This is a genomic window from Variovorax sp. LjRoot175, assembly GCF_964253805.1.
GTDB lineage: Bacteria > Pseudomonadota > Gammaproteobacteria > Burkholderiales > Burkholderiaceae_C > Variovorax.
Genome location: NZ_CAXURY020000001.1, coordinates 5603794 through 5624027 on the forward strand (window position 1 = coordinate 5603794; position 20234 = coordinate 5624027).

Genomic DNA, 20234 nt, shown 5'->3' on the forward strand with positions numbered 1-20234 from the left:
GAGAACTCCTGCCGCGGTGCGGCGCATGGGGATCGAGAAAGGAGAAGGCTGCCGGGGCAGCGCGGGTCAGGCGTTGTCGAGAAAGGCTTCGCGCAGCACGCCCATCGCCTGTTGAACGGGCCGGTCGGAAAAACTGAACAGCACCACCTCCTCGCTCGCCGCGAGGCGCAGCGGCGCCCACGAGGGCACGACGAAGGTGTCGCGCGGACCGAAGTCGAAGCGCTGGCCGCCGATCTCGGCCGTGCCGCGGCCCTCGACCACGCTGTAGACCGTGCCGTCGGTCGCGCGGTGCGTCTTGCCCGCGAAGCCCTTCGGCAGCAGTTGCAGGTTCGTCGCGATGGTCGGCATCGGCGAGCCGCCGGTCAGCGGGTTGATGTAGCGCAACTTGTGGCCCAGCCAGGCGTCGGGCGCCTCCTGCATCTGCAGCTGCGCCAGCGCCTCGCGGCTGCGTGCATAGGGGTAGTTGAAGATCGGCGACGTGGGCGCGCTGTGGTCATGGCGCACCGGCACCATGTTGTGGCCGAAGCGCGCCAGGCTGTGACCCTCGGGCCGCGCGACATGCTGCACCTTCGCGTCGTCGTTCTCGGCGAAGCCGGCGTCGAAGAAGCGCAGCATCGGGATGTCGAGCCCGTCGAGCCACACCACCGGCTCGGCCACGCCTTCGATGCCCTCGTTGCCGTGGTCGTGCCAGGCCCACGAGGGCGTGATGATGAAGTCGCCCGGGTACATGGTGGTGCGCTCGCCGCCCACCGTGGTGTAGGCGCCCTTGCCGTCGACGATGAAGCGCAGCGCCGACTGCACATGCCGGTGCGAGGGCGCGACCTCTCCCGGCATGATGAGCTGCAGGCCGGCATAGAGCGATTGCGTGATCGACGAACGGCCCGGGATCGCCGGGTTCTCCAGCACCAGCACGCGGCGCACCGCCTCCTCGGCCGTGATCAGCGCGGCCGACTCCATCAGGAGCGGGCGGATCTCGTCGTAGCGCCAGAGCGCCGGCACGCAGGGCGTCTGCGGCTCGCGCGGCACCAGCGCGTGCAGCGATTCCCACAGCGGCGTGAGGTGCAGCGGGCGGATGCGCTCGTAGTAGTCGCGGCGCTCGGCGGCGTCGGTGCGCGCGGCCTGGGGGGCGGTATTCATCTGGGCATGTCTCCGGGGGGATGGCCGCATTGTTTTCCCGCACCACTATTTGTTCAAGACGTGTACTCAATACTCGGAATCTCGATTTTCGATAATGGTGGCTGCATTGCGAAGGAAATCCCATGTCCAAGCTCGATCTCGAATGGCTCGCGGTCTTCGACGAGGTCTACAAGACCGGCAGCGTCTCGAAGGCGGCCGAGCGCCTCGACATGGCGCAGGCCGCGGCCAGCACCATGCTCAACAAGCTGCGCGCGCATTTCGACGACCGGCTGTTCGCGCGCACCGCGCAAGGCATGCAGCCCACGCCCTATGCCCAGCGCATCTACACCCACGTGCGGGAGGCGCTCGCGCAGCTCGAGCAGGCGCGCGGCAGCCGCAGCAGCTTCGACCCCGGCGCGGCGAGTCGCAACTTCCGCATCTGCATGACCGACATCAGCGAGGTGGTGATCCTGCCCGGGCTGCTCGACCACCTGCGCCGCACGGCGCCCGGCGTGCACATCGAGACCGAGATCATCTCGACCGAGAGCGGCCGCCGGCTGGAAGACGGCGAGGTCGACCTGGCGGTGGGCTTCATGCCGCAGCTCGATGCCGGCTTCTACCAGCAGACGCTCTTCATGCAGAACTTCGTCTGCCTGGTGGCGCGGAACCATCCGCGCATCGGCGAGCGGCTCACGAAGAAGCGCTTCGAGGCCGAGGCGCATGCGGTGATCTCGTCCTCGGGCACCGGCCATGCGATCGTCGACAAGACCATCGCCCGCCTCGGCCTGGCGCGCAACGTGGTCGTGCGCTTGTCGAGTTTTCTCAGCGTGGCACGCATCGTCGCCCACACCGAGCTGGTCGTGATCGTGCCGCGCATCCTCGGCGAGGTACTGGCCACGCAGGAGCCGGTGAAGCTGCTGGAGCCGCCTTTCGCGCTGCCGTCCTATGCCGTCAAGCAGCACTGGCACGAGCGCTTCCACGCCGATCCGGGCAATGCGTGGCTCAGGCGCACGGTGGCTCAACTTTTCGGCGCCCAAACCGCTTCGCCGCTCACATAATCGCCGCGGGCGCCCCACGACATCAACTCATCGCCCAGGCACTCCATGAGCTCGATCACCCTGCGTTTCCTGGCCGAACCCAGCACCGTCAACTTCGGCGGCAAGGTCCACGGCGGCACCGTCATGAAATGGATCGACGAGGCCGGCTACGCCTGCGCGACCAGCTGGTCCAAGCGCTACTGCGTGACGGTGTTCATCGGCAGCATCCGCTTCCACCGGCCGATCATGATCGGCGACCTGGTCGAGGTCGAGGCGCGGCTCGCCTACACCGGCAGCAGCAGCATGAACATCTCGGTCGAGGTGCGCAGCGGCGACATGAAGGGCGGCGAGATGCAGAAGACCACCGAGTGCCTGGTCGTCTTCGTCTCGGTCGACTCGCACGGCCGGCCGCTGCCGGTCGACAGCTTCACGCCGGGAACCCCGGACGAGATGGCGCTGGCGGAGCGGGCACGTACACACCTCGAGGCCTCGCGCGCCGCTTCGGGCGGCGGCTAGCCGCAAACGCTCCGGCTGCCTATGCCGCAGCGGGCGCTCCCTGGCTACACTGCGGCGTGCCGAGGCACGCCGCTTTCGTCTAAGGCACTTTTTCCTCACTCCGAGAGGGGCAAGAGATGAACGTTCTGGACAAATCCGTGGCGACCAGCTCACTGGAGGAGATGGCAACGCTTCTGGATGCGCTGACCCGGTTCCGCAAAGGCGATGCCAAGGTCCGGCTGCCCGTGCACTGGACCGGGCTTTCGGGCAAGGTGGCCGACGTCTTCAATGACCTGGTCGAGCAGAACGCCACGCTGGCCGCCGAGCTGGTCCGCCTGCGCCAGGTGGTCGGCAAGGAAGGCAAGCTCAAGCAGCGTGCGGTGCTTTCCGAAACGCGCGGCTTCTGGGGCGAATCGGTCGAATGCGTGAATGCGCTCATCGACGATCTCGTGCACCCGACCACCGAAGTGGCTCGCGTGATCGGCGCCGTGGCCCAGGGCGACCTGTCGAAGAGCATGGCGCTGGAGGTCGACGGGCGCAAGCTCGAAGGCGAGTTTCTTCGCACGGCCAAGACCATCAACAAGATGGTCGAGCAGCTCGGCAACTTCTCGGCCGAGGTCACGCGCGTGGCGCGCGAGGTCGGCACCGAGGGCAAGCTCGGCGGCCAGGCCAAGGTGAAAGGCGTGGCCGGCACCTGGAAAGACCTGACCGATTCCGTCAACTCCATGGCCGGAAACCTGACCGACCAGGTGCGCAACATCGCCGACGTGACAACCGCGGTGGCCAAGGGCGACCTGTCGAAGAAGATCGATGTCGACGTCAAGGGCGAATTCCTGACCCTGAAGAACACGATCAACACCATGGTCGACCAGTTGCGCTCCTTCGCATCGGAGGTGACGCGGGTGGCGCGCGAGGTCGGAACGGAAGGATCCCTGGGCGGGCAGGCGCGGGTCGAAGGCGTCTCGGGCACCTGGAAGGACCTGACCGATTCGGTGAACTCGATGGCCGGCAACCTGACCAGCCAGGTGCGCAACATCGCCGACGTGACCAAGGCAGTGGCGGCCGGCGACCTCTCCAAGAAGATCACCGTCGACGTGAAGGGCGAGATCCTCGAGCTGAAGAACACGGTCAACACCATGGTCGACCAGCTGCGCTCCTTCGCGGCCGAAGTCACGCGCGTGGCGCGCGAGGTCGGAACGGAAGGGATCCTGGGCGGACAGGCCGACGTGCAGGGCGTGGCCGGCACCTGGAAGGACCTGACCGAGTCGGTCAACTTCATGGCCGGCAACCTGACTTCCCAGGTGCGCAACATCGCCGAGGTGACCACGGCCGTGGCCGCCGGCGACCTGTCCAAGAAGATCACGGTGGACGTGAAGGGCGAAATCTCCGAACTGAAGAACACGGTCAACACGATGGTCGACCAACTGCGCTCCTTCGCCGCCGAGGTGACGCGGGTGGCGCTCGAGGTCGGCACCGAGGGCATCCTGGGCGGGCAGGCCGATGTGCAAGGCGTGGCCGGCACCTGGAAGGACTTGACCGACTCGGTCAACCTGATGGCATCGAACCTCACATCGCAGGTGCGCAACATCGCCGACGTGACCAAGGCAGTGGCGACCGGCGACCTTTCCAAGAAGATCACGGTCGACGTGAAGGGCGAGATCCTGGAGCTGAAGGCCACCATCAATACGATGGTGGACCAGCTCTCGTCCTTCGCCGCCGAAGTGACGCGCGTGGCGCGCGAGGTCGGCACCGAGGGCCGGCTCGGCGGCCAGGCCCAGGTGCGCGATGTCTCGGGGACCTGGAAGGACCTCACGGACAACGTCAACTCCATGGCCGGCAACCTGACCGGCCAGGTGCGCGGCATCGCGAAGGTGGTGACCGCGGTGGCCAACGGCGATCTGCAACAGAAGCTCACGGTCGAGGCCAAGGGCGAGATCGCGGCGCTCGCCGAGACCATCAACAGCATGACCGAGACGCTTGCCACCTTTGCCGACCAGGTGACGACCGTCGCGCGCGAGGTCGGCGTCGAAGGCAAGCTGGGCGGCCAGGCGAAGGTGCCCGGCGCCGCCGGCACCTGGAAGGGCCTGACCGAGAACGTGAACCAGCTGGCGGCCAACCTGACGACCCAGGTGCGCGCCATCGCGGAGGTGGCCACCGCCGTGACGCAGGGCGACCTGACCCGCTCCATCACCGTGAAGGCCCAGGGCGAGGTCGCGGCGCTGAAGGACACGATCAACGAGATGATCCGCAACCTGAAGGACACGACGCAGAAGAACACGGAGCAGGACTGGCTCAAAACCAACCTCGCCAAGTTCAGCCGCATGCTTCAGGGCCAGAAGGATCTGCTCACGGTGGGGCAGCTGATCCTGTCCGAACTGGCGCCGGTGGTGGGTGCGCAGCAGGCGGAGTTCTACGTGCTGAACACCGCCACGGCCACGCCGAAGCTGAAGCTCTTCGCCAGCTACGCCTCCGGCGGCCAGACTTCGCACGGCAAGGAGATCGAGCTGGGCCAGGGCCTCGTCGGCCAGTGCGCGGTCGAGAAGTCCAAGATCCTTCTGACCAACGTGCCGAGCACGGCCTTCCGGATCGTCACGGGCCTCTCCGAAGGCGCGGCCATGGACGTGATCGTGCTCCCGGTGATCTTCGAAGGCGAGGTGCGGGGCGTGCTGGAGCTGGCCTCGCTGGAGCGCTTCAACCCCGCGCACCAGGCCCTCCTGGACCAGTTGACCGAATCCATCGGCATCGTGATCAACACCATCGCCGCCAACATGCGCACCGAGGACCTGCTGACCCAGTCGCAGTCGCTGGCCGAGGAGCTGCAGAACCGCCAGCTCGAGCTTCAGCAGACCAACGAGGCGCTGCAGGAGAAGGCCCGGCTGCTGGTGCACCAGAACCAGGAGGTGGAGCGCAAGAACCAGGAGGTGGAGCAGGCGCGCCAGGCGCTGGAGGAAAAGGCGGAGCAGCTCGCGCTCACCTCCAAGTACAAGTCCGAGTTCCTGGCCAACATGTCGCACGAACTGCGCACGCCGCTCAACAGCCTGCTGATCCTGTCGGATCAGCTGTGCAAGAACAGCGAGGGCAACCTGACGGCCAAGCAGGTGGAGTTCGCGAAGACCATCCACCTCTCGGGCAACGATCTGCTGATGCTGATCAACGACATCCTGGACCTGTCGAAGATCGAATCCGGAACGGTCGCGGTGGAGGTCAGCGAACTGCGGCTGGACGACCTGCAGCGCTCGGTCGAGCGCAGCTTCCGCCACGTCGCCGAGGCCAAGCACGTCGGCTTCGACATCCACGCGTCGGGGCCGCTGCCCGAGACGATCGTGACCGACGTCAAGCGCCTGCAGCAGGTCATCAAGAACCTGCTGTCGAATGCGTTCAAGTTCACGCACCAGGGTTCGGTCGCGTTGACGGTCGAGGCCGTGGACAGCGGCTGGTCGCGCGACAACGAAGAGCTCAACCGGGCCGGCCAGGTCATGGCCTTCGCCGTGTCCGATACCGGCATCGGGATTTCCGCCGACAAGCAGCAGATCGTGTTCGAGGCCTTCCAGCAGGCGGACGGCTCGACCTCGAGAAAATACGGCGGCACCGGCCTCGGCCTCGCGATCAGCCGTGAACTGGCGCGCCTTCTGGGCGGCGAGATCCGCCTGGTGAGCACGCCCGCGCAGGGCAGCACGTTCACGCTGTACCTGCCGCAAAGCTACAGCTCGGCGCGCAGTGCACGGCTGGGCCGCACGGCGGCGGCGCGGGCGGAAGTTCCTCGCCGCGCCGAACGCAACCGGGTCGCGGAACTGCGGCCCGGTCCGGGTCCGCAGAAGTCGGCCCGGCGCATCGTTGCCGCAGGGGCCAAGCCCGTCCAGACCGCCGAACGCGGCGATGCAGCCGACCTGCTCCCGTCGCTCAACATCGCCGACGACGACCGCGACAGCATTCTTTCCGGGGACAAGGTGCTCCTGATCGTCGAGAACGATCTCGCCTTCGCCAAGATGCTGTTGCAGGCCGGGCGCAAGAGCGGCTTCAAGGGCCTGGTCAGCCCCAGCGGCGCCGGCGCATTGGCGCTCGCGCGCGACTACCGCCCGGCACTCATCACGCTCGACATCTTCCTGCCCGACATGGAAGGCTGGCGCATCCTCGAGCGCCTGAAGGCCGACCTTGCCACGCGGCACATTCCGGTCTGCGTGGTCTCGACGGACGACTCGCGGGAGCGGGCCCTGAACTCCGGCGCCGTCGGCTTTCTGGCCAAGCCGCTGCAATCGATCGACGAAATCGATGCCGGGCTCGGGCATCTTTACGGCTTCGTTCAGGCGGACGCCAGGAAGCTGGTGGTCGCCATGCGCCCCTCGTCGCTGCGCGATCACTATGTCGCGGCCCTGGCCGGCAGCGAGATCGACAGCGTGGTCGTGGAAACCGCCGAGGCGGCCAGGGACGCGCTGGCGCAGAACGACGTGGACTGCCTCGTGACCGACGGCATGGTGGCCGGCTTCGGCCGCGCGGATGCCGCCGAGTTCGTCGAGGCCCGCCCGGCGACGCGGCAACTGCCGGTCGTCCTGTACAGCGCGGCTGCGGGCGGCCGCGTGCCGGGGTGGGAGCACGGCCACGGCGGCTCGGCGATGCGCGTCGCGGATTCGCTGGAGCGGCTGATCGACGCAACGGCCTTCTTCCTGCATCGGGGCCTGGCTTCGATGTCCGAGCAGGAACGGAGAGCGGTCGAAGCGGTCAACGCCGGCGCCGGCACGCTGGCCGGCAGGAAGGTGCTGATCGTCGACGACGACATGCGCAACATCTTTGCGCTGGCGACCATCCTCGACGCACAGGGAATGCTCATCGTGTCGGCGGAGAACGGCCGCGATGCGATCCGGCTGGTGCAGGAGGATGCCGGCATCGACATCGTCCTGATGGACATCATGATGCCGGAGATGGACGGCATGCAGACGATGCGCGAGCTGCGCCGCCTGCCGCGCGGCAAGCAGCTGCCGCTGGTGGCGGTGACGGCGAAGGCCATGAAGGGCGACCGCGAGAAGTGCATCGAAGCGGGGGCCTGGGACTACCTGTCGAAGCCGGTGGACACGACCTATCTGCTCGCCGTTCTGCGGGGGTGGCTGTGCAAGTAGAAGAGCCTCCTGCACTGCCCGAGGAACGGGGCTCCGACGGGGGGCCGTTCGACGAGAAGGCCGACATCCTGGTCGTCGACGATCTGCCCGAGAAGCTGCTGGTCTTCCGGACCGTGCTCGAAGACCTCGGCCAGAACCTGGTGCTGGTGCGCTCGGGCACCGATGCGCTGCGGGAGATCCTGCAGCGCGAGTTCGCGGTCATCCTGCTGGACGTCAACATGCCCGGCATGGACGGGTTCGAGACGGCGACGCTGATCCGCCAGCATCGGCGAAGCGCCCATACGCCGATCATCTTCATCACCTCCTACGCCGACGAGATGCAGACCGCGCGCGGCTACTCGCTCGGCGCGGTGGACTACATCCTCTCCCCCGTGGTGCCGGAGGTCCTGCGCAGCAAGGTGAGCGTCTTCGTCTCGCTGTACCTGATGCGGCGCCAGGTCCGGCGCCAGGCCGATGCGCGGGCCGCAATGATGGCGGCGCAGGCGGCTCGCCGCGTCGCGGAGGAGAACGACAGGCGTTCCGCATTTCTCGCCCATGCGAGTCGCGCGCTCAGTAGCTCGCTGGAGATCACGGTCGCGATGAACCAGCTGGTCGAACTGCTGGTGCCCAGCCTGGCCCCGCTCGCCGTGCTGCTCCTGATCGACCCCGAGCTCGGCGCGGGAGAGATGCTTGCCGCGGCGGTGCGGCCGGGCCACGCGAGGCTTCAGTGGTTCGCAGGCCCCGAAACGGCGCTCGCCCCGGGCATCCGCGCCGCGCTGCACGCCGCGGCGAACCGCGGGCGGCGAACCACCGTGGCGGAAGAAGCGCTGAAGCCGCTCACGGCCGCATCGTTCGGCCTCGCTCCGGCGGACGCCGAGTTCCCGCTGCTGCGCTCGGCCGCGGCCGTGCCGATGGTCTTCGGGGAACGTGTTCTGGGCGCGGTTCTGGTCGCATCCGGCAATCCGGACGACTCGAGCGCCGGCGCCCAAGCCGGGATGGTCGACGAGTTGGCGGCCCGGGCCGCGACGGCGTTCGAGAACGCGCGCCTCTACCGCATCCTGCAGCGCGAAATCCTCGAGCGGCAGGCGGCGCAGGAAGAGCTGCAGCAGTCCAACCAGCGCAAGGACGAGTTCCTCGCGATGATGTCGCACGAGCTGCGCAATCCGCTGGCGCCCATTCATACCGCCGTCGAGGTGATCCGCCGCGTCGCCGCGCCGCACCCCAGGGTCACGTGGGCGCTCGACATCGCCGATCGGCAACTGCGGCAGATGACGCGTCTGATCGAAGAGCTGCTCGACGTGGCCCGCATCAGCCAGGGCAAGATCGCGCTCAAGCGCGAGACGATGGATCTCAACACGGTGATCGTTCAAGGCGTGGAAACGGTGCAGCCCTTCATCGACAGCCGTCGCCAGGTGTTGAGCGTCGCGATACCCGAAGAGCCGGCATGGCTTCTGGGCGACGTGGCCAGGCTCACGCAGGTGATCGCCAACCTGCTGCACAACGCTGCCAAGTACAGCCCGGAGGGAACCGATATTGCGCTGGCCTCCTGGTTCGAGGACGACGACATCGTCGTCTCGGTGCGCGACCAGGGCATCGGCATCGACGAGGAACTGTTGACGCGCATCTTCGACCTCTTCGCGCAAGGCCAGCGCGGCCTCGACCGCGCCCAGGGCGGGCTGGGCGTCGGGCTGACGCTGGCACGGCGCCTGACGGAGATGCACGGCGGCCAGATCGAGGTCTTCAGCGAGGGGCGGGACCGGGGCTCCGAGTTCAAGATCCGCTTGCCGCGCGTTGCGGCGGTGCCCGAAGCCGGGCAGATCGCGTCCGCGCTCCCGTCAGCGCCGCGCCTCGAGCCCCAGCGCATCCTGATCGTCGACGACAACCGGGACGCGGCCGCAGGCGTCGCGGCGGTCCTCGAGCTCGAAGGCCACCAGGTTCGCACGGCGGGCGATGGCGAGGAGGCGCTCGCGATCGTCGCGGCGTACCGGCCCAGCGTCGTCGTGCTGGACATCGGACTGCCGCTGCTCGACGGCTACGAGGTCGCGCGCCGGATGCGCAAGTTGCCCGAGACCGAAGACGCGCTGCTGATCGCGCTGACCGGCTACGGCCAGAACGAAGACCGCCAGGCCGCGCTCGGCGCCGGCTTCGATCACCACTTCGTCAAGCCCGCGGAGCCGAATGCGCTCCTGGCCTGCATCCATCACTGGTTCGAGCGGCGCACCAGCGAGAGGCGCACCGTATCACCGTCCAGCGCCACGAAGTAGCCCAGGTCTTCGGCCAGCAACTGCAGCGCGACGGCATCGATCGCCAGCTTGCGTGGCGCCCGGTGCGGATCCGCCAGCTCCGCGAGCTCGGCTGCCCCGCGTGTCGCGCTGAAGCGCACGATGTCGCGGCCTTCGGGTTCGATGTGCACCGCGCCGAGCTGCGGTGCGCCGTCCTGCAGATAGCTCAGGACGCCGAGACACATGTAGCGCAGCGCGGCGCCGGCCGGAAAGCGCTGCTCGCCCGCTCCGGGCGCCAGCCCCTCGCCGACATGCAGCCGGATGCCGTTCAGTTCGAAGGCGGCGCGCATCAGCCCGGTGCACTGGGCCACCAGCGCGCTGCGGGTCACGCCCTCGTCGCTGACGGCCAGCTCCCAGTCGCGAAGGGAACGCACGCCGGTCGCCAGCGCACCGACCTGGCCTTCCACCAGCGCCACTCTCTCCTGCCAGGCCGCGGTGTCGGCGGGCTTCACCGTCGCCTGGCGCTTGAACATCAGCATGGCCATCCGGATCACCGACACCGGCGACGCCAGGTCGTGGCGCAGCGCCGGGAAGACGCGCGTGAGCAGTTCGTGGCGCACGCCGGCAGCCATCCAACTGCGGGCTCCGGGGGTTGCCTTCATCGTGCGGCAGGCGGCGCCAGGATGCGATCCAGATCTTCGAAGTCGATCGGCTTCTGCAGATGATGGTCGAACAGGCCCGGCGTGGTCGTGCCGCCGGCCTCGTCGGCGCCGAAGCCCGAGATCGCGATCAGCAACAGCGGCTTGTTCCCGGCGCTTGCACGCATGCGCCGCGCAAGCTCGGCGCCGGGGAGATCCGGCAGCACCAGATCGACCAGCGCCGCATCGAAGGCTTTCTCGGCGGCGGCGGCGATCGCCTGTTGCGCGGTGTAGGTGCAATGCGCCTCATGGTCCTGCAGCGCCAGCAGTTCCCGCAGCAGATCGGCCGCGGCCTTGTTGTCGTCGACGATCAGCACGTTCACGGCAATACCCCTGAAACAAGGGTTTGCAGTATCGGGGCCGGTCGCGGAACGCCGCGTAGGAGCGTGCCTCGTCCGAACCGAGGCCGTGAACGCTCAGGCGCCGGCCGCTTCGACCGTCGCGCTGACTTCGCCCAGCCCGATGCGCACCGCGCCTTCGCGCTCGCAGAAGCCCCGCAGGCTGAGCGTATCGCCGTCTTCGAGGAAGCTACGGCGCTCGCCGTTGGGAAGCAGGATCGGCTGCTTGCCGCCCAGCGTGAGCTCGAGCAGCGAGCCGGCCTCATCGGGCTTCGGGCCCGAGAGCGTGCCCGAACCGAGCAGGTCGCCCGGCTGCAGGTTGCAGCCGTTCACCGTGTGGTGCGTGACGAGCTGCGCGGCCGTCCAGTAGGCGGCGTCGCGGGCGTTGCCGTGCGTGAGGCGCACGGCGCCCTCGCCGGCTTCGCGCATCTTCGCCGTCTGCAACCACACCTCGAGCGTGATGTCGAGCGCGCCGCTTTCGCGGTTGGCGGGTGCATCGAGGTAGGGCAGCGGCTGCGGATCGCCGGCCGGGCGCTCGAAGGCGGCGCGGAAGGGCGCGAGCGCCTCCATCGTCACGATCCAGGGCGAGAGCGTGCTGGCGAAGTTCTTCGACAGGAAGGGCCCGAGCGGCTGGTACTCCCAGGCCTGAATGTCGCGGGCCGACCAGTCGTTGAGCAGGGTGACACCGAACAGGTGCGCTTCCGCTTCGGCGATGGCGATCGGCTCGCCGAGCGCATTGCCCTGGGCGACCAGGAAGCCGAGTTCGAGCTCGTAGTCGAGCCGCTTCGAAGGGCCGAAGGAAGGCGTTGCGGCATCGGGCGCCTTTGTCTGGCCTTGCGGGCGCTTGAAGCGCTGGCCGCTGACGCCGATCGACGAGACGCGCCCGTGGTAGCCGATGGGCACCCACTGGTAGTTGGGCAGGAGCGGCTGGTCGGGACGGAACAGGCTGCCGACCGTGCGGGCGTGATGGATGCCGGTGTAGAAGTCGGTGTAGTCGCCGATGCGGCAGGGCACCGTCATCTCGGCGGCCGACTGGGCCAGCAGGGCCTTGGCCCACTCGGGGGCCTGCTCGCTCCCTTCGGCCAGGCCGGCGGAGATCGCGGTACGCAGGGCCTGGCGCTCCGTCGGGCTCTTCGCCATCAACACGTTCATGTCGTCCGTATGGACGAGGCCGGTCGCCTTCAAGTCGAGCACCTGGTCGCCGATCGCAACCCCGATGCGAAAGGCCTCGCCGCTGCCCGCGGGCCGGAAGCGGCCGAAGGGCAGGTTCTGGATCGGAAAGTCGCAGCCGGCCTGGTTGGCCGAGGCGACCCAGCTGCGCAGTGCCGGGTCGTGGGTGGCGTTCAGTGCGTTGTTCATGGCTTGAATTGATCCTTGAGGCCGGCCCAGCAGTCGGCATAGTCGGTGTCCAGCGCCGAGCTCTGCAGCGCCCAGGCCGTGGGAATGAAGCGCAAGCGGCTCTCGAACATGAAGGCCAGCGTGTTGTCCAGCTTCTGCGGCTTGAGATCGGCGCGGCTGGCCTTGTCGAAGGCTTCCTCGTCGGGGCCGTGCGGCACCATCGCGTTGTGCAGGCTGGCGCCACCGGGCTTGAAGCCGCCGGGCTTGGCGTCGTACTCGCCGTAGACCAGGCCCATGAACTCGCTCATCAGGTTGCGGTGGTACCAGGGCGGACGGAAGGTGTCTTCCATCACCAGCCAGCGCGGCGGGAAGATCACGAAGTCGCAGTTGGCCGTGCCGGGCGTGTCCGAGGGCGAGGTGAGCACGGTGAAGATCGACGGGTCCGGATGGTCGAAGCTGATCGAGCCGATGGTCATGAAGTTGGCGGTGTCGTACTTCACCGGCGCCAGGTTGCCGTGCCAGGCGACGACGTTGAAGGGCGACTGCTTCATCGGCGCGCGCCAGAAGCGGCCGCCGAACTTCTTCACCAGCTCGTAGCCACCGGCCTCGCTTTCGAAAGCGGCCACCGGCGCCTGGAAGTCGCGCGCATTGGCCAGGCCATTGGAGCCGATCGGGCCCAGTTCGGGCAGGCGGAACTGGGCGCCGTAGTTCTCGCAGACGTAGCCGCGCGAGGGGCCCTGATCCGAATCCGGCAAGGCGATCTTGAACGCGATGCCGCGCGGCAGGAGCGCAATTTCGCCGGGCTTGACCTCGAGCACGCCCATCTCAGTGGTGATCGCGAGCCGGCCTTGCTGCGGCACCAGCAGCATCTCGCCGTCGGCATTGACAAAGGCGCGGCGTTCCATCGAACGGCTCGCGAGGTAAACGTGCGCAGCCACGCCGCTGTGCGCCTCGGCGTCGCCGTTGGCGGCCAAGGTATGGATGCCGTCGATGAAATCGACATCGGCGTTGTCGAGCGGAAGCGGATGCCAGCGCATCGGCTCGGGCGCGAGCGCGATATCGCGGTCGGCGCCGGTCTGCCAGTGCGGCTGCGCATAGGCCTGGTAGCGGCCGGAGACCACCGAGGGCTGGCGCCGGTACATCCAGCTGCGCCGGTTCTCGTGGCGCGGCGCGGTGAAGGCAGTGCCCGAGATCAGCTCGGGGTAGAGGTCGAAGGGCGCGCGCTGCGGGCTGTTGCGGCCCTGCGGCAGGGCGCCGGCCACGGCCTCGCTCGCGTATTCGTTGCCGAAGCCGCTCTGGTAGCGCAATGCGTCGGTGCTCATGGGGATCCTTTCAATCCACGCGGATGTTGTTGGCCTTGATCAGGCGCCCCCAGCGTTCGCGCTCGGCCTTCACGTAGCTTGCCATGTCGCTCGGCGAGCCGGGGAGGCCTTCCACGCCGAGTGCGTCGAAGCGCGCCTTGACGGCCGGCGAGGCCAGCGCCTCCTGCAGGGCCTTGGCGTAGCGCGCCACCGTGGGCTCGGGCGTGCCGGAGGGCACGGTAAGCCCCTGCCAGGCATAGGCCTCGTAGCCGGCCAGGCCCTGCTCCATCAGCGTCGGCACGTTGGGCAGCGAGGCGATGCGCTTGGCGCTCGCCACGCCGATGGCCTTGACCTTGCCCGCCTGCACGAACTGGTTGCCGCTGGCGGTGTCGACCAGCATGAACGGCACCTGCCCGCCCAGCACGTCCTGCATCGCCGGTGCCGCGCCGCGGTAGGCCACGTGGGTGAGCTTGAGCTCGGCCTTCTCGCGCAGCAGCTCGGTGGCCAGGTGATGCGGGCTGCCGACGCCGGCCGAGCCGTAGTTGACACCGCCCGGCTGGGCCTTGGCCCAGGCTACGAACTCCTTCCAGTTGCTCGCCGGCACCTGCGGGCCGACCACCAGCACGAGCGGGAAGCGCGCCAGCAGGCCGACCGGCTTGAGGTTCTTCTCGGCGTCGTAGCTCAGCTTGGAAAAGAGGAAGGGATTGGCCGCCAGCGTCGCGAAGTCGGCGGTCAGCAGGGTGTGCTCCACGTCCTTGGCGCGCGCCACGTACTCGGCCGCGATGTTGGTGGCGGCACCCGGCTTGTTGTTGATGACGATGGGCGCGCCCAGGCTCTTGCTCATGGCTTCGGCGGTCGCACGCGCCACCGAATCGGAGCCACCGCCGGCGGCGTAGCCGACCACCCATTCGATGGGCTTGCCGTCCTGGGCGATGGCAGCGAGGGACAGGGCAGCCAGGCCGAGGGCGGCGAGGGTCTTGCGGATCATGGGTTTGTCTCCAGTAGATTGAAACTTCGTGTGATGCATTGCCGGATCGTCAGGCGCGCGCCGCCTCCAGGGCTTTGCGCAGCACCGGCAGCGAGCCGATGTGGTTGGCCAGCACCAGCACCAGGCGCGCATTGAAGGCGTGGCTCTCCTCGGTGCTGAGGCCCTGGTGCGCGTCGAGCAGGGCCTCGTAGAAGTCGTCCGGAGCATCCAGGTGGGGCGTCAGGATCAGGTGGTCGTTCGGCATGGTCGTGGTCTCCTGGGGTCTCAGGTTTTGCCGAGCGCACGCGCGTGGGCGGCGCGGATGGCGGCGGCCGTGGGGCTGCGCCAGCGCGCGCACACGTGCTGGTCGGGCCGCAGCAGGTAGGTGGTGCCGGGCCGGGCGTCGTAGCGCTGCGCGGCCAGGGCATGGGCGTCGTCGAGCGGAATGCGTACGACGCTGACCGGTGCTTCGGCCTCGGCCAGCGCGCGCAGGCTGGCCTCGGCGGCGGCGCCGTCGCCAAACACCAGCGCGGCAAATCGGCCGTCGGCGCCAAGCGAGCGCAACAGCCAGTTGCGCTGGCCGCCGCTCGCAATGAAGGGTGCATCGGCCGCCACCGCGCCGGGCACCATGCGCCCTTCGAAGTCCCCGCTATCCGGCGTGTTGAGTGTCGAGCCATGCAGCGTGGCCGGCACCGACAACCGCCCGCTGTTGACCAGCGTACGGGCGAAGGGGTGGCGGCTCGCCAGCTGCAGCACCGCGTCGCGGAACAGCCGGCTCAGCTCGCTCTTGGGCGTGATGAAGTCGGTGGCGCGGGTGGAGTTGCGGATGTTCTCGTCGGCCGCGTACTCGCGCTCGCGGGCGTAGCTGTCGAGCAGCGCCTGCGGCGCCTCGCCGCGCAGCACCGCGGCCAGCTTCCAGGCCAGGTTGTCGGCGTCCTGCACGCCCGAGTTGGCGCCGCGCGCACCGAAGGGCGAGACGCCGTGCGCCGAATCGCCCGCGAACAGCACGCGGCCGTGGCGGAAGGCCTCCATGCGCAGGCAGGCGAAGGTGTAGACGCTGGCCCATTCGAGCTCGAACTCCGCGTCCCTGAAGGGCGAGGCCGCCAGCAACGCCTTGACGCGCGGGATGATGTTCTCGGGCTTCTTCTCGGCCTCCGGATCGGCCTCCCAGCCGAGCTGGAAGTCGATGCGCCACACGTTGTCGGGCTGCATGTGCAGCAGCACGCTCTGGTGACGGTGGAAATGCGGATCGAACCAGAACCAGCGCTCGGCCGGGAAGTCGACCTTCATCTTCACGTCCGCGATCAGGAAGCGGTCCTTGAAGATGCGGCCCTTGCTTTCCTGGCCGATCAGCTGCCGCACCGTCGAGCGCGAGCCGTCGCACGCGGCCAGCCAGTCGGCCTGCAGCCGGTAGCTCCCGTCCGGCGTCTCGACGGTCAGGAGCGCGTGGTCCTCGTGCTGCTCGACGCCGACCACCTTGTGGTTCCAGCGGATGTCCAAAAGCGGCAGCTCGGCCGCGCGCTCGGCCAGGTAGCCCTCGACGTAGTACTGCTGCAGGTTGACGAAGGCCGGGCGCTGATGGCCCTCTTCGGGCAGCAGGTCGAACTCGTAGATCTGCGCGTCCTGCAGGAACACGCGGCCCAGCTTCCAGGACACGCCTTTCGCCGCCATGCGCTCGCCGCAACCGAGCCGGTCGAAGATCTCCAGCGAGCGCTTGGCAAAGCAGATGGCGCGCGAGCCGGTGGACAGCTTGTTGTCGTTGTCCAGCAGCACCACGGGCACCTGGCGTTGCGCCAGGTCGATGGCCAGCGCCAGGCCAACCGGGCCGGCGCCGACCACGACGACGGGGTGGCGGGCGGGCGTGGCGGCGTCCTGGTCGGGGTGGTGCCTGTAGTCGTAGCGCAGGTTCTGGTAGTCGATGGGCGCGGCAGCTGAAGCAGCAATGGCGTTCACGTTCCTGTCTCCGAATCTTTGTCTTGCTCCTCCCGGCTCAGCCTTCGAGGGTCTTCCACATCTCGACGTCGCGCTCGGCGGTCCACACGCGCGGGTCGGCGTACTGCGTGGCCTCGTCGTAGCAGCGCGTGATGTCGAAGGGCATGCAGTGGTCGAAGATGACCCAGTGGCCGTACTTGGGCTTGAGCTTCGCGTAGGTCTCCTTGTAGACCGCGTTCAGGTCCTTGCCGGACTTGGCGCCTTCCGAAACGCTGGCGTACACGTCGGCAATGAAGTCGCGCGTGCCGGCGAGACCCTTGGCCACTTCTTCCGGCGTGGTGAGCGCAGCGCCGCGGCCTGGCACCAGGGCCTTCGGCTTGAGCGCGGCGATGTTGTCCAGGGTCTTGGGCCAGTCCTTGAAGTAAGCGTCGCCGGCATAGGGCGTGGCGTCGAACTCGACCAGGTCGCCCGACAGCAAGGTCTTCTCGCCCGGCAGCCAGACCACGGTGTCGCCTTTGGTATGGCCGCGGCCGAGCTGCAGCAGCTGGACTTCGAGCTTGCCCAGCCACAAGGTCATCTTGCCGGTGAAGGTCATGGTCGGCCAGGTCAGGCCCGGCGGCACGGTCTCGACGTTCTGGAACAGGCGCGGGAAGCGGCCGATCTCGCTCGCCTTGTCTTCCTCGCCGCGCTCGACGATCAGGTCGCGCGTATCCTGGCTGGCGATGATGTGCTCGGGCTTGTAGCCGGTCGCGCCCAGCACGCGCACCGCGTGGTAGTGCGTGAGCACCACGTACTTGATGGGCTTGTCGGTCACTTCGCGGATTCGGCGCACCACGTCGGCCGCCATCGCGGGCGTGGCCTGGGTGTCGGCCACCAGCACGCAGTCGTCGCCGATCACGATGCCGGTGTTGGGGTCGCCCTCGGCGGTGTAGGCCCAGGCATGCTCGGAAATCTGGCTGAAGGTGATCTTCTTTTCTTCGAGATCGGCCTGGCTGGCGAAAACCTTGGTCTGGCTCATCGGGGTCTCCTAGGGTGTTTGTCTAACACGAACGAATTCGCAGGGAACGAATTAAGCGGAGTGTAAACCGGAGATCAGTTAATGTCTAATGTCTTCTGCATGAACGAACAAAGAGACGGATATGGCCGCTGACGGCAACGATCGCGCGCAGCGCGGCATCCAGAGCATCGAAGTGGGCGGCCAGCTGCTGCGCGCCCTGGTGCACCACGGCCGGCCGATGGCATTGAAGGACCTCGCGCGCGAGGCCGACATGTCGGCCGCCAAGGCGCATCCCTACATGGTCAGCTTCGGTCGCCTCGGATTGATCGAACAGGACCGCAGCAGCGGTCACTATCTGCTCGGCCCGCTGGCTTTGCAACTGGGATTGATCAGCCTGCAGCAGGCCGATCCGGTCCACATCGCGACACCGCTGGTTGCCGAGCTCGCGCAGCAGATCGGGCACACCGCGGCCATCGCGGTGTGGGGCGACCGCGGCGCCACCATCGTGCGCGTGTCCGAGTCGCCGGCGGCCTTGCACGTGAGCATGCGGCACGGCACGGTGTTTTCGCTGACCAGCACCGCCTCGGGCCGCCTCTTCGCCGCCTACCTCGATGGCGCGATCGTCAAGCGCCTGCTCGACAAGGAGCGCCAGCGCGAGAAGAGCAGCGCGGCGCCGGCGCCGCATGTGGGCATGCCGCCGCCCCCGCCGCTGCCGGACTGGAAAGCTTTCGAGGCGCAATTGCACGAGGTGCGCGCGCGCGGCATCAGCCGCTCCGAAGGCGAGATCGTGCCGGGCGTGAGCGCGATGTCCGCGCCGGTGTTCGACCACACCGGCGCGATCGCGCTGGCGATCACCGCGATCGGGCCCGCGGGCGTTTTCGATGCGAAATGGGACGGGCCGGTCGCCCGCGCACTGAAGCAATGCGCCGGCGAGGTGTCGCAGCGGCTCGGCGCCGCACGCGCCTGAGAGATCGGGGCGGCTAGGCCCGCTTGAGGAGGCGGACGATCAGCAGAAGCACGATCGCCCCGATGGTGGCGACGACGATGCTGCCCAACAGGCCGCCGCCCAGCGAAACGCCGGCCGAGCTGAAAAGAAGGCCGCCGAGAAAGGCGCCGATCACGCCGACGACCAGGTCGCCGACGAGGCCGAAGCCACCCCCTTTGACCAGCACGCCGGCCAGCCAGCCCGCCACGAGACCCACGACAAGAAACAACAAAAGGCTCATTTTTTACTCCCTGATTGAACATGTATGGGCGGCGCCGCCCGGGCGCAGGGTATCAGCGGCCGTCGGAGCTGGCAATCAACCGGCCGTCGGCCCGGCGGGCGGGCGCGAGGCCTTCAGCGCCCTGGCGCGTTCCAGGCTCTCGGCCGGCCAGTGCTCGGCGCGGCTGTAGTACTCGGCCACGGCCGGCGTGCCCGGCGGCAACAGCACCCATGGCTGCTTCGACATCGTGAAGATGTGGATGTCGGGGGGCAGGTGGTCCGGCGCGTCGAGCGTGCCCACGCGCACGAAGCACACGGCATCGCCAGCACCCGCGTAGTGGCTCCACAGCGCGACGCGGCAGTGCGGACAGCGCGCGATCTTCTGCCCTTTGCCGCTTTCCGACGGCGTCACGACGAGCTCGATCTCGCCCTGAAGCAGTTGCACGCGCTCGGCCTCGACCATCGCGTTGAGCGCGAAGGCCGAGCCCGTCTCGCGCTGGCACCAGCGGCAATGGCAGCAGTGCACGAAGAGCGGTCGCGTCGTCATGCGGTAGCGAACCGCGCGGCAGGTGCAGCCGCCTTCAAGCGGGAAGGGGTCGGGGTCGGTCGGGATGGCGCTCATGGTGCGCCGTACTTTGGCGCGGCCGCGCCCGAAACGCAAACGCGGGCGCTCTCAGGCCGCGGCCGCCCCCAGCGCCACGAACTCGCCCTCGAGGCGGCCCACCGTCCGGCCCCCTTGTTCGAGTACGGCGGCGACGGCGATGCGGGCCCGGCCCTTGCGATCGAGCATGCGCAGGAAGGCCGGCCATGCCTGCGGCTGGGCAATGAGCGAGCGCGCAGTGAATTCCCCGGTGATCGGCAGGTCGTAGTCCATGGTATTGCGCTGAATGACCAGCCGGCTCGAGATCCCGGCGCGCTGCAGCCGCGTATGCAGCAGCGACCAGGCCGCCAGGATGGCGACGGCCGAGGCGCTGCCGCCGAACACGGTCTCGCGATGGTTGATGTTGGGCGCCAGCGGCGCGCTCAGCACGACCTCGTCTTCATGCAGCGCGAGCACCGCGACCTGCATCGCCTTCGACAGGGGAATGTGCGCGTGCAAATAGTCCTGCAGCTCGCCGGGGCTCACCGCGAACGCCCGTCGAAATGCGTCACCGGCACCGATTCGAGCTCGATGCCCTCGATGCAGCGGATGTTGACCGCCGACATCTTGTTGCCCTTGGGATCGCTGCCCTCGGCAAAGGGATGGATGCCGCAGGTGGGACAGAAGTGGTGCTCGAGCACATGCTTGTTGAACAGGTAGGTGCCCATGTCCTCGCGCGGGGTGAGCAGCGTGAAGCTGTCGCGCGGCACGAACCAGAGCAGCGAACCCTTGCGCTGGCACATCGAACAATTGCATGCCATCGCACCCTTGATCTCGCCCTCGACCTCGAAGGCGATCCGGCCGCAATGGCAGCTGCCTCTGTACTTCATCGGAGTCTCCTGAAAAGAAAAGCGCGGAC

18 protein-coding genes are annotated in these 20234 nt (G+C 68.2%); 5 read left to right on the forward strand and 13 right to left on the reverse strand.

Annotated elements, in window-relative coordinates:
- Positions 1 to 66 precede the first annotated feature (66 nt).
- The gene (gene gtdA, locus ACSQ89_RS27800) at positions 67 to 1137 is read right to left on the reverse strand and encodes a gentisate 1,2-dioxygenase (RefSeq protein WP_436292111.1); all 1071 of its coding nucleotides are present in this window, start codon (positions 1135 to 1137) and stop codon (positions 67 to 69) included.
- Positions 1138 to 1259: 122 nt separating this feature from the next.
- On the opposite strand from gtdA, the gene ACSQ89_RS27805 reads away from it, so the two are divergent.
- From ACSQ89_RS27805 to ACSQ89_RS27820, 4 genes are all read left to right on the forward strand, one after another.
- On the forward strand, positions 1260 to 2174 hold the full coding sequence (locus ACSQ89_RS27805; protein WP_093109912.1) for a LysR family transcriptional regulator: 915 nt from the start codon (positions 1260 to 1262) through the stop codon (positions 2172 to 2174).
- Between the two features lie 45 nt (positions 2175 to 2219).
- Positions 2220 to 2669 carry an acyl-CoA thioesterase gene (locus tag ACSQ89_RS27810; protein ID WP_436292110.1) on the forward strand — a complete coding sequence of 150 codons (450 nt, stop codon included), beginning with the start codon at positions 2220 to 2222 and terminating at the stop codon, positions 2667 to 2669.
- A 116-nt stretch (positions 2670 to 2785) separates the two neighbouring features.
- Entirely contained in the window at positions 2786 to 7759 is a 4974-nt protein-coding gene (locus ACSQ89_RS27815) for a HAMP domain-containing protein (RefSeq protein WP_436292109.1), read from the forward strand.
- Entirely contained in the window at positions 7744 to 10002 is a 2259-nt protein-coding gene (locus tag ACSQ89_RS27820) for a response regulator (RefSeq protein WP_436292108.1), read from the forward strand. The genes ACSQ89_RS27815 and ACSQ89_RS27820 overlap by 16 nt, the downstream gene beginning before the upstream one ends.
- On the opposite strand, the gene ACSQ89_RS27825 is transcribed toward ACSQ89_RS27820, so the two are convergent.
- From ACSQ89_RS27825 to ACSQ89_RS27860, 8 genes are all read right to left on the reverse strand, one after another.
- A complete protein-coding gene (locus ACSQ89_RS27825; protein WP_436292107.1) occupies positions 9939 to 10622 on the reverse strand; it encodes a hypothetical protein in 684 nt (227 codons plus the stop codon). The two genes, ACSQ89_RS27820 and ACSQ89_RS27825, sit on opposite strands and share 64 nt — an antisense overlap.
- Positions 10619 to 10981, reverse strand: coding sequence for a response regulator (locus tag ACSQ89_RS27830; protein WP_093109907.1), 363 nt, complete (start codon positions 10979 to 10981; stop codon positions 10619 to 10621). The genes ACSQ89_RS27825 and ACSQ89_RS27830 overlap by 4 nt, the downstream gene beginning before the upstream one ends.
- A gap of 93 nt (positions 10982 to 11074) precedes the next feature.
- The gene (gene fahA, locus ACSQ89_RS27835; protein WP_436292106.1) at positions 11075 to 12355 is read right to left on the reverse strand and encodes a fumarylacetoacetase; all 1281 of its coding nucleotides are present in this window, start codon (positions 12353 to 12355) and stop codon (positions 11075 to 11077) included.
- The gene (gene hmgA / locus ACSQ89_RS27840; RefSeq protein WP_436292105.1) at positions 12352 to 13656 is read right to left on the reverse strand and encodes a homogentisate 1,2-dioxygenase; all 1305 of its coding nucleotides are present in this window, start codon (positions 13654 to 13656) and stop codon (positions 12352 to 12354) included. Before hmgA ends, fahA begins: the two co-directional genes overlap by 4 nt.
- Positions 13657 to 13666: 10 nt before the next feature.
- Positions 13667 to 14623, reverse strand: coding sequence for a Bug family tripartite tricarboxylate transporter substrate binding protein (locus ACSQ89_RS27845; RefSeq protein ID WP_436292104.1), 957 nt, complete (start codon positions 14621 to 14623; stop codon positions 13667 to 13669).
- Positions 14624 to 14672: 49 nt separating this feature from the next.
- Entirely contained in the window at positions 14673 to 14867 is a 195-nt protein-coding gene (locus tag ACSQ89_RS27850; protein WP_214695168.1) for a DUF2783 domain-containing protein, read from the reverse strand.
- A gap of 20 nt (positions 14868 to 14887) precedes the next feature.
- On the reverse strand, positions 14888 to 16555 hold the full coding sequence (locus tag ACSQ89_RS27855) for an FAD-dependent oxidoreductase (RefSeq protein ID WP_436292103.1): 1668 nt from the start codon (positions 16553 to 16555) through the stop codon (positions 14888 to 14890).
- Positions 16556 to 16592: 37 nt separating this feature from the next.
- Positions 16593 to 17552 (reverse strand): MBL fold metallo-hydrolase, encoded by a 960-nt coding sequence (locus tag ACSQ89_RS27860; RefSeq protein WP_093108692.1) that lies wholly within the window; start codon positions 17550 to 17552, stop codon positions 16593 to 16595.
- Positions 17553 to 17673: 121 nt separating this feature from the next.
- Here ACSQ89_RS27860 and ACSQ89_RS27865 point away from each other — a divergent pair, with 121 nt between their 5' ends.
- Positions 17674 to 18498 carry an IclR family transcriptional regulator gene (locus ACSQ89_RS27865; protein WP_436292102.1) on the forward strand — a complete coding sequence of 275 codons (825 nt, stop codon included), beginning with the start codon at positions 17674 to 17676 and terminating at the stop codon, positions 18496 to 18498.
- Positions 18499 to 18511: 13 nt separating this feature from the next.
- On the opposite strand, the gene ACSQ89_RS27870 is transcribed toward ACSQ89_RS27865, so the two are convergent.
- The 4 genes from ACSQ89_RS27870 to ACSQ89_RS27885 form a co-directional block, all read right to left on the reverse strand.
- Positions 18512 to 18757, reverse strand: a complete 246-nt coding sequence (locus ACSQ89_RS27870) for a GlsB/YeaQ/YmgE family stress response membrane protein (protein WP_093108690.1) — start codon at positions 18755 to 18757, stop codon at positions 18512 to 18514.
- Positions 18758 to 18832: 75 nt separating this feature from the next.
- Positions 18833 to 19348 (reverse strand): GFA family protein, encoded by a 516-nt coding sequence (locus ACSQ89_RS27875; protein WP_436292206.1) that lies wholly within the window; start codon positions 19346 to 19348, stop codon positions 18833 to 18835.
- A 60-nt stretch (positions 19349 to 19408) separates the two neighbouring features.
- On the reverse strand, positions 19409 to 19861 hold the full coding sequence (locus ACSQ89_RS27880) for a thioesterase domain-containing protein (RefSeq protein ID WP_093108688.1): 453 nt from the start codon (positions 19859 to 19861) through the stop codon (positions 19409 to 19411).
- Entirely contained in the window at positions 19858 to 20205 is a 348-nt protein-coding gene (locus ACSQ89_RS27885) for a GFA family protein (protein WP_093108687.1), read from the reverse strand. Before ACSQ89_RS27885 ends, ACSQ89_RS27880 begins: the two co-directional genes overlap by 4 nt.
- Between the last annotated feature and the right edge of the window lie 29 nt (positions 20206 to 20234).

Coding starts and splice junctions, on each gene's coding strand:
- gtdA (WP_436292111.1), bottom strand. CDS start 1,137: ATGAATACCGCCCCCCAGGCCGCGCGCACCGACGCCGCCGAGCGCCGC.
- ACSQ89_RS27805 (WP_093109912.1), top strand. CDS start 1,260: ATGTCCAAGCTCGATCTCGAATGGCTCGCGGTCTTCGACGAGGTCTAC.
- ACSQ89_RS27810 (WP_436292110.1), top strand. CDS start 2,220: ATGAGCTCGATCACCCTGCGTTTCCTGGCCGAACCCAGCACCGTCAAC.
- ACSQ89_RS27815 (WP_436292109.1), top strand. CDS start 2,786: ATGAACGTTCTGGACAAATCCGTGGCGACCAGCTCACTGGAGGAGATG.
- ACSQ89_RS27825 (WP_436292107.1), bottom strand. CDS start 10,622: ATGAAGGCAACCCCCGGAGCCCGCAGTTGGATGGCTGCCGGCGTGCGC.
- fahA (WP_436292106.1), bottom strand. CDS start 12,355: ATGAACAACGCACTGAACGCCACCCACGACCCGGCACTGCGCAGCTGG.
- hmgA (WP_436292105.1), bottom strand. CDS start 13,656: ATGAGCACCGACGCATTGCGCTACCAGAGCGGCTTCGGCAACGAATAC.
- ACSQ89_RS27845 (WP_436292104.1), bottom strand. CDS start 14,623: ATGATCCGCAAGACCCTCGCCGCCCTCGGCCTGGCTGCCCTGTCCCTC.
- ACSQ89_RS27850 (WP_214695168.1), bottom strand. CDS start 14,867: ATGCCGAACGACCACCTGATCCTGACGCCCCACCTGGATGCTCCGGAC.
- ACSQ89_RS27860 (WP_093108692.1), bottom strand. CDS start 17,552: ATGAGCCAGACCAAGGTTTTCGCCAGCCAGGCCGATCTCGAAGAAAAG.
- ACSQ89_RS27865 (WP_436292102.1), top strand. CDS start 17,674: ATGGCCGCTGACGGCAACGATCGCGCGCAGCGCGGCATCCAGAGCATC.
- ACSQ89_RS27870 (WP_093108690.1), bottom strand. CDS start 18,757: ATGAGCCTTTTGTTGTTTCTTGTCGTGGGTCTCGTGGCGGGCTGGCTG.
- ACSQ89_RS27885 (WP_093108687.1), bottom strand. CDS start 20,205: ATGAAGTACAGAGGCAGCTGCCATTGCGGCCGGATCGCCTTCGAGGTC.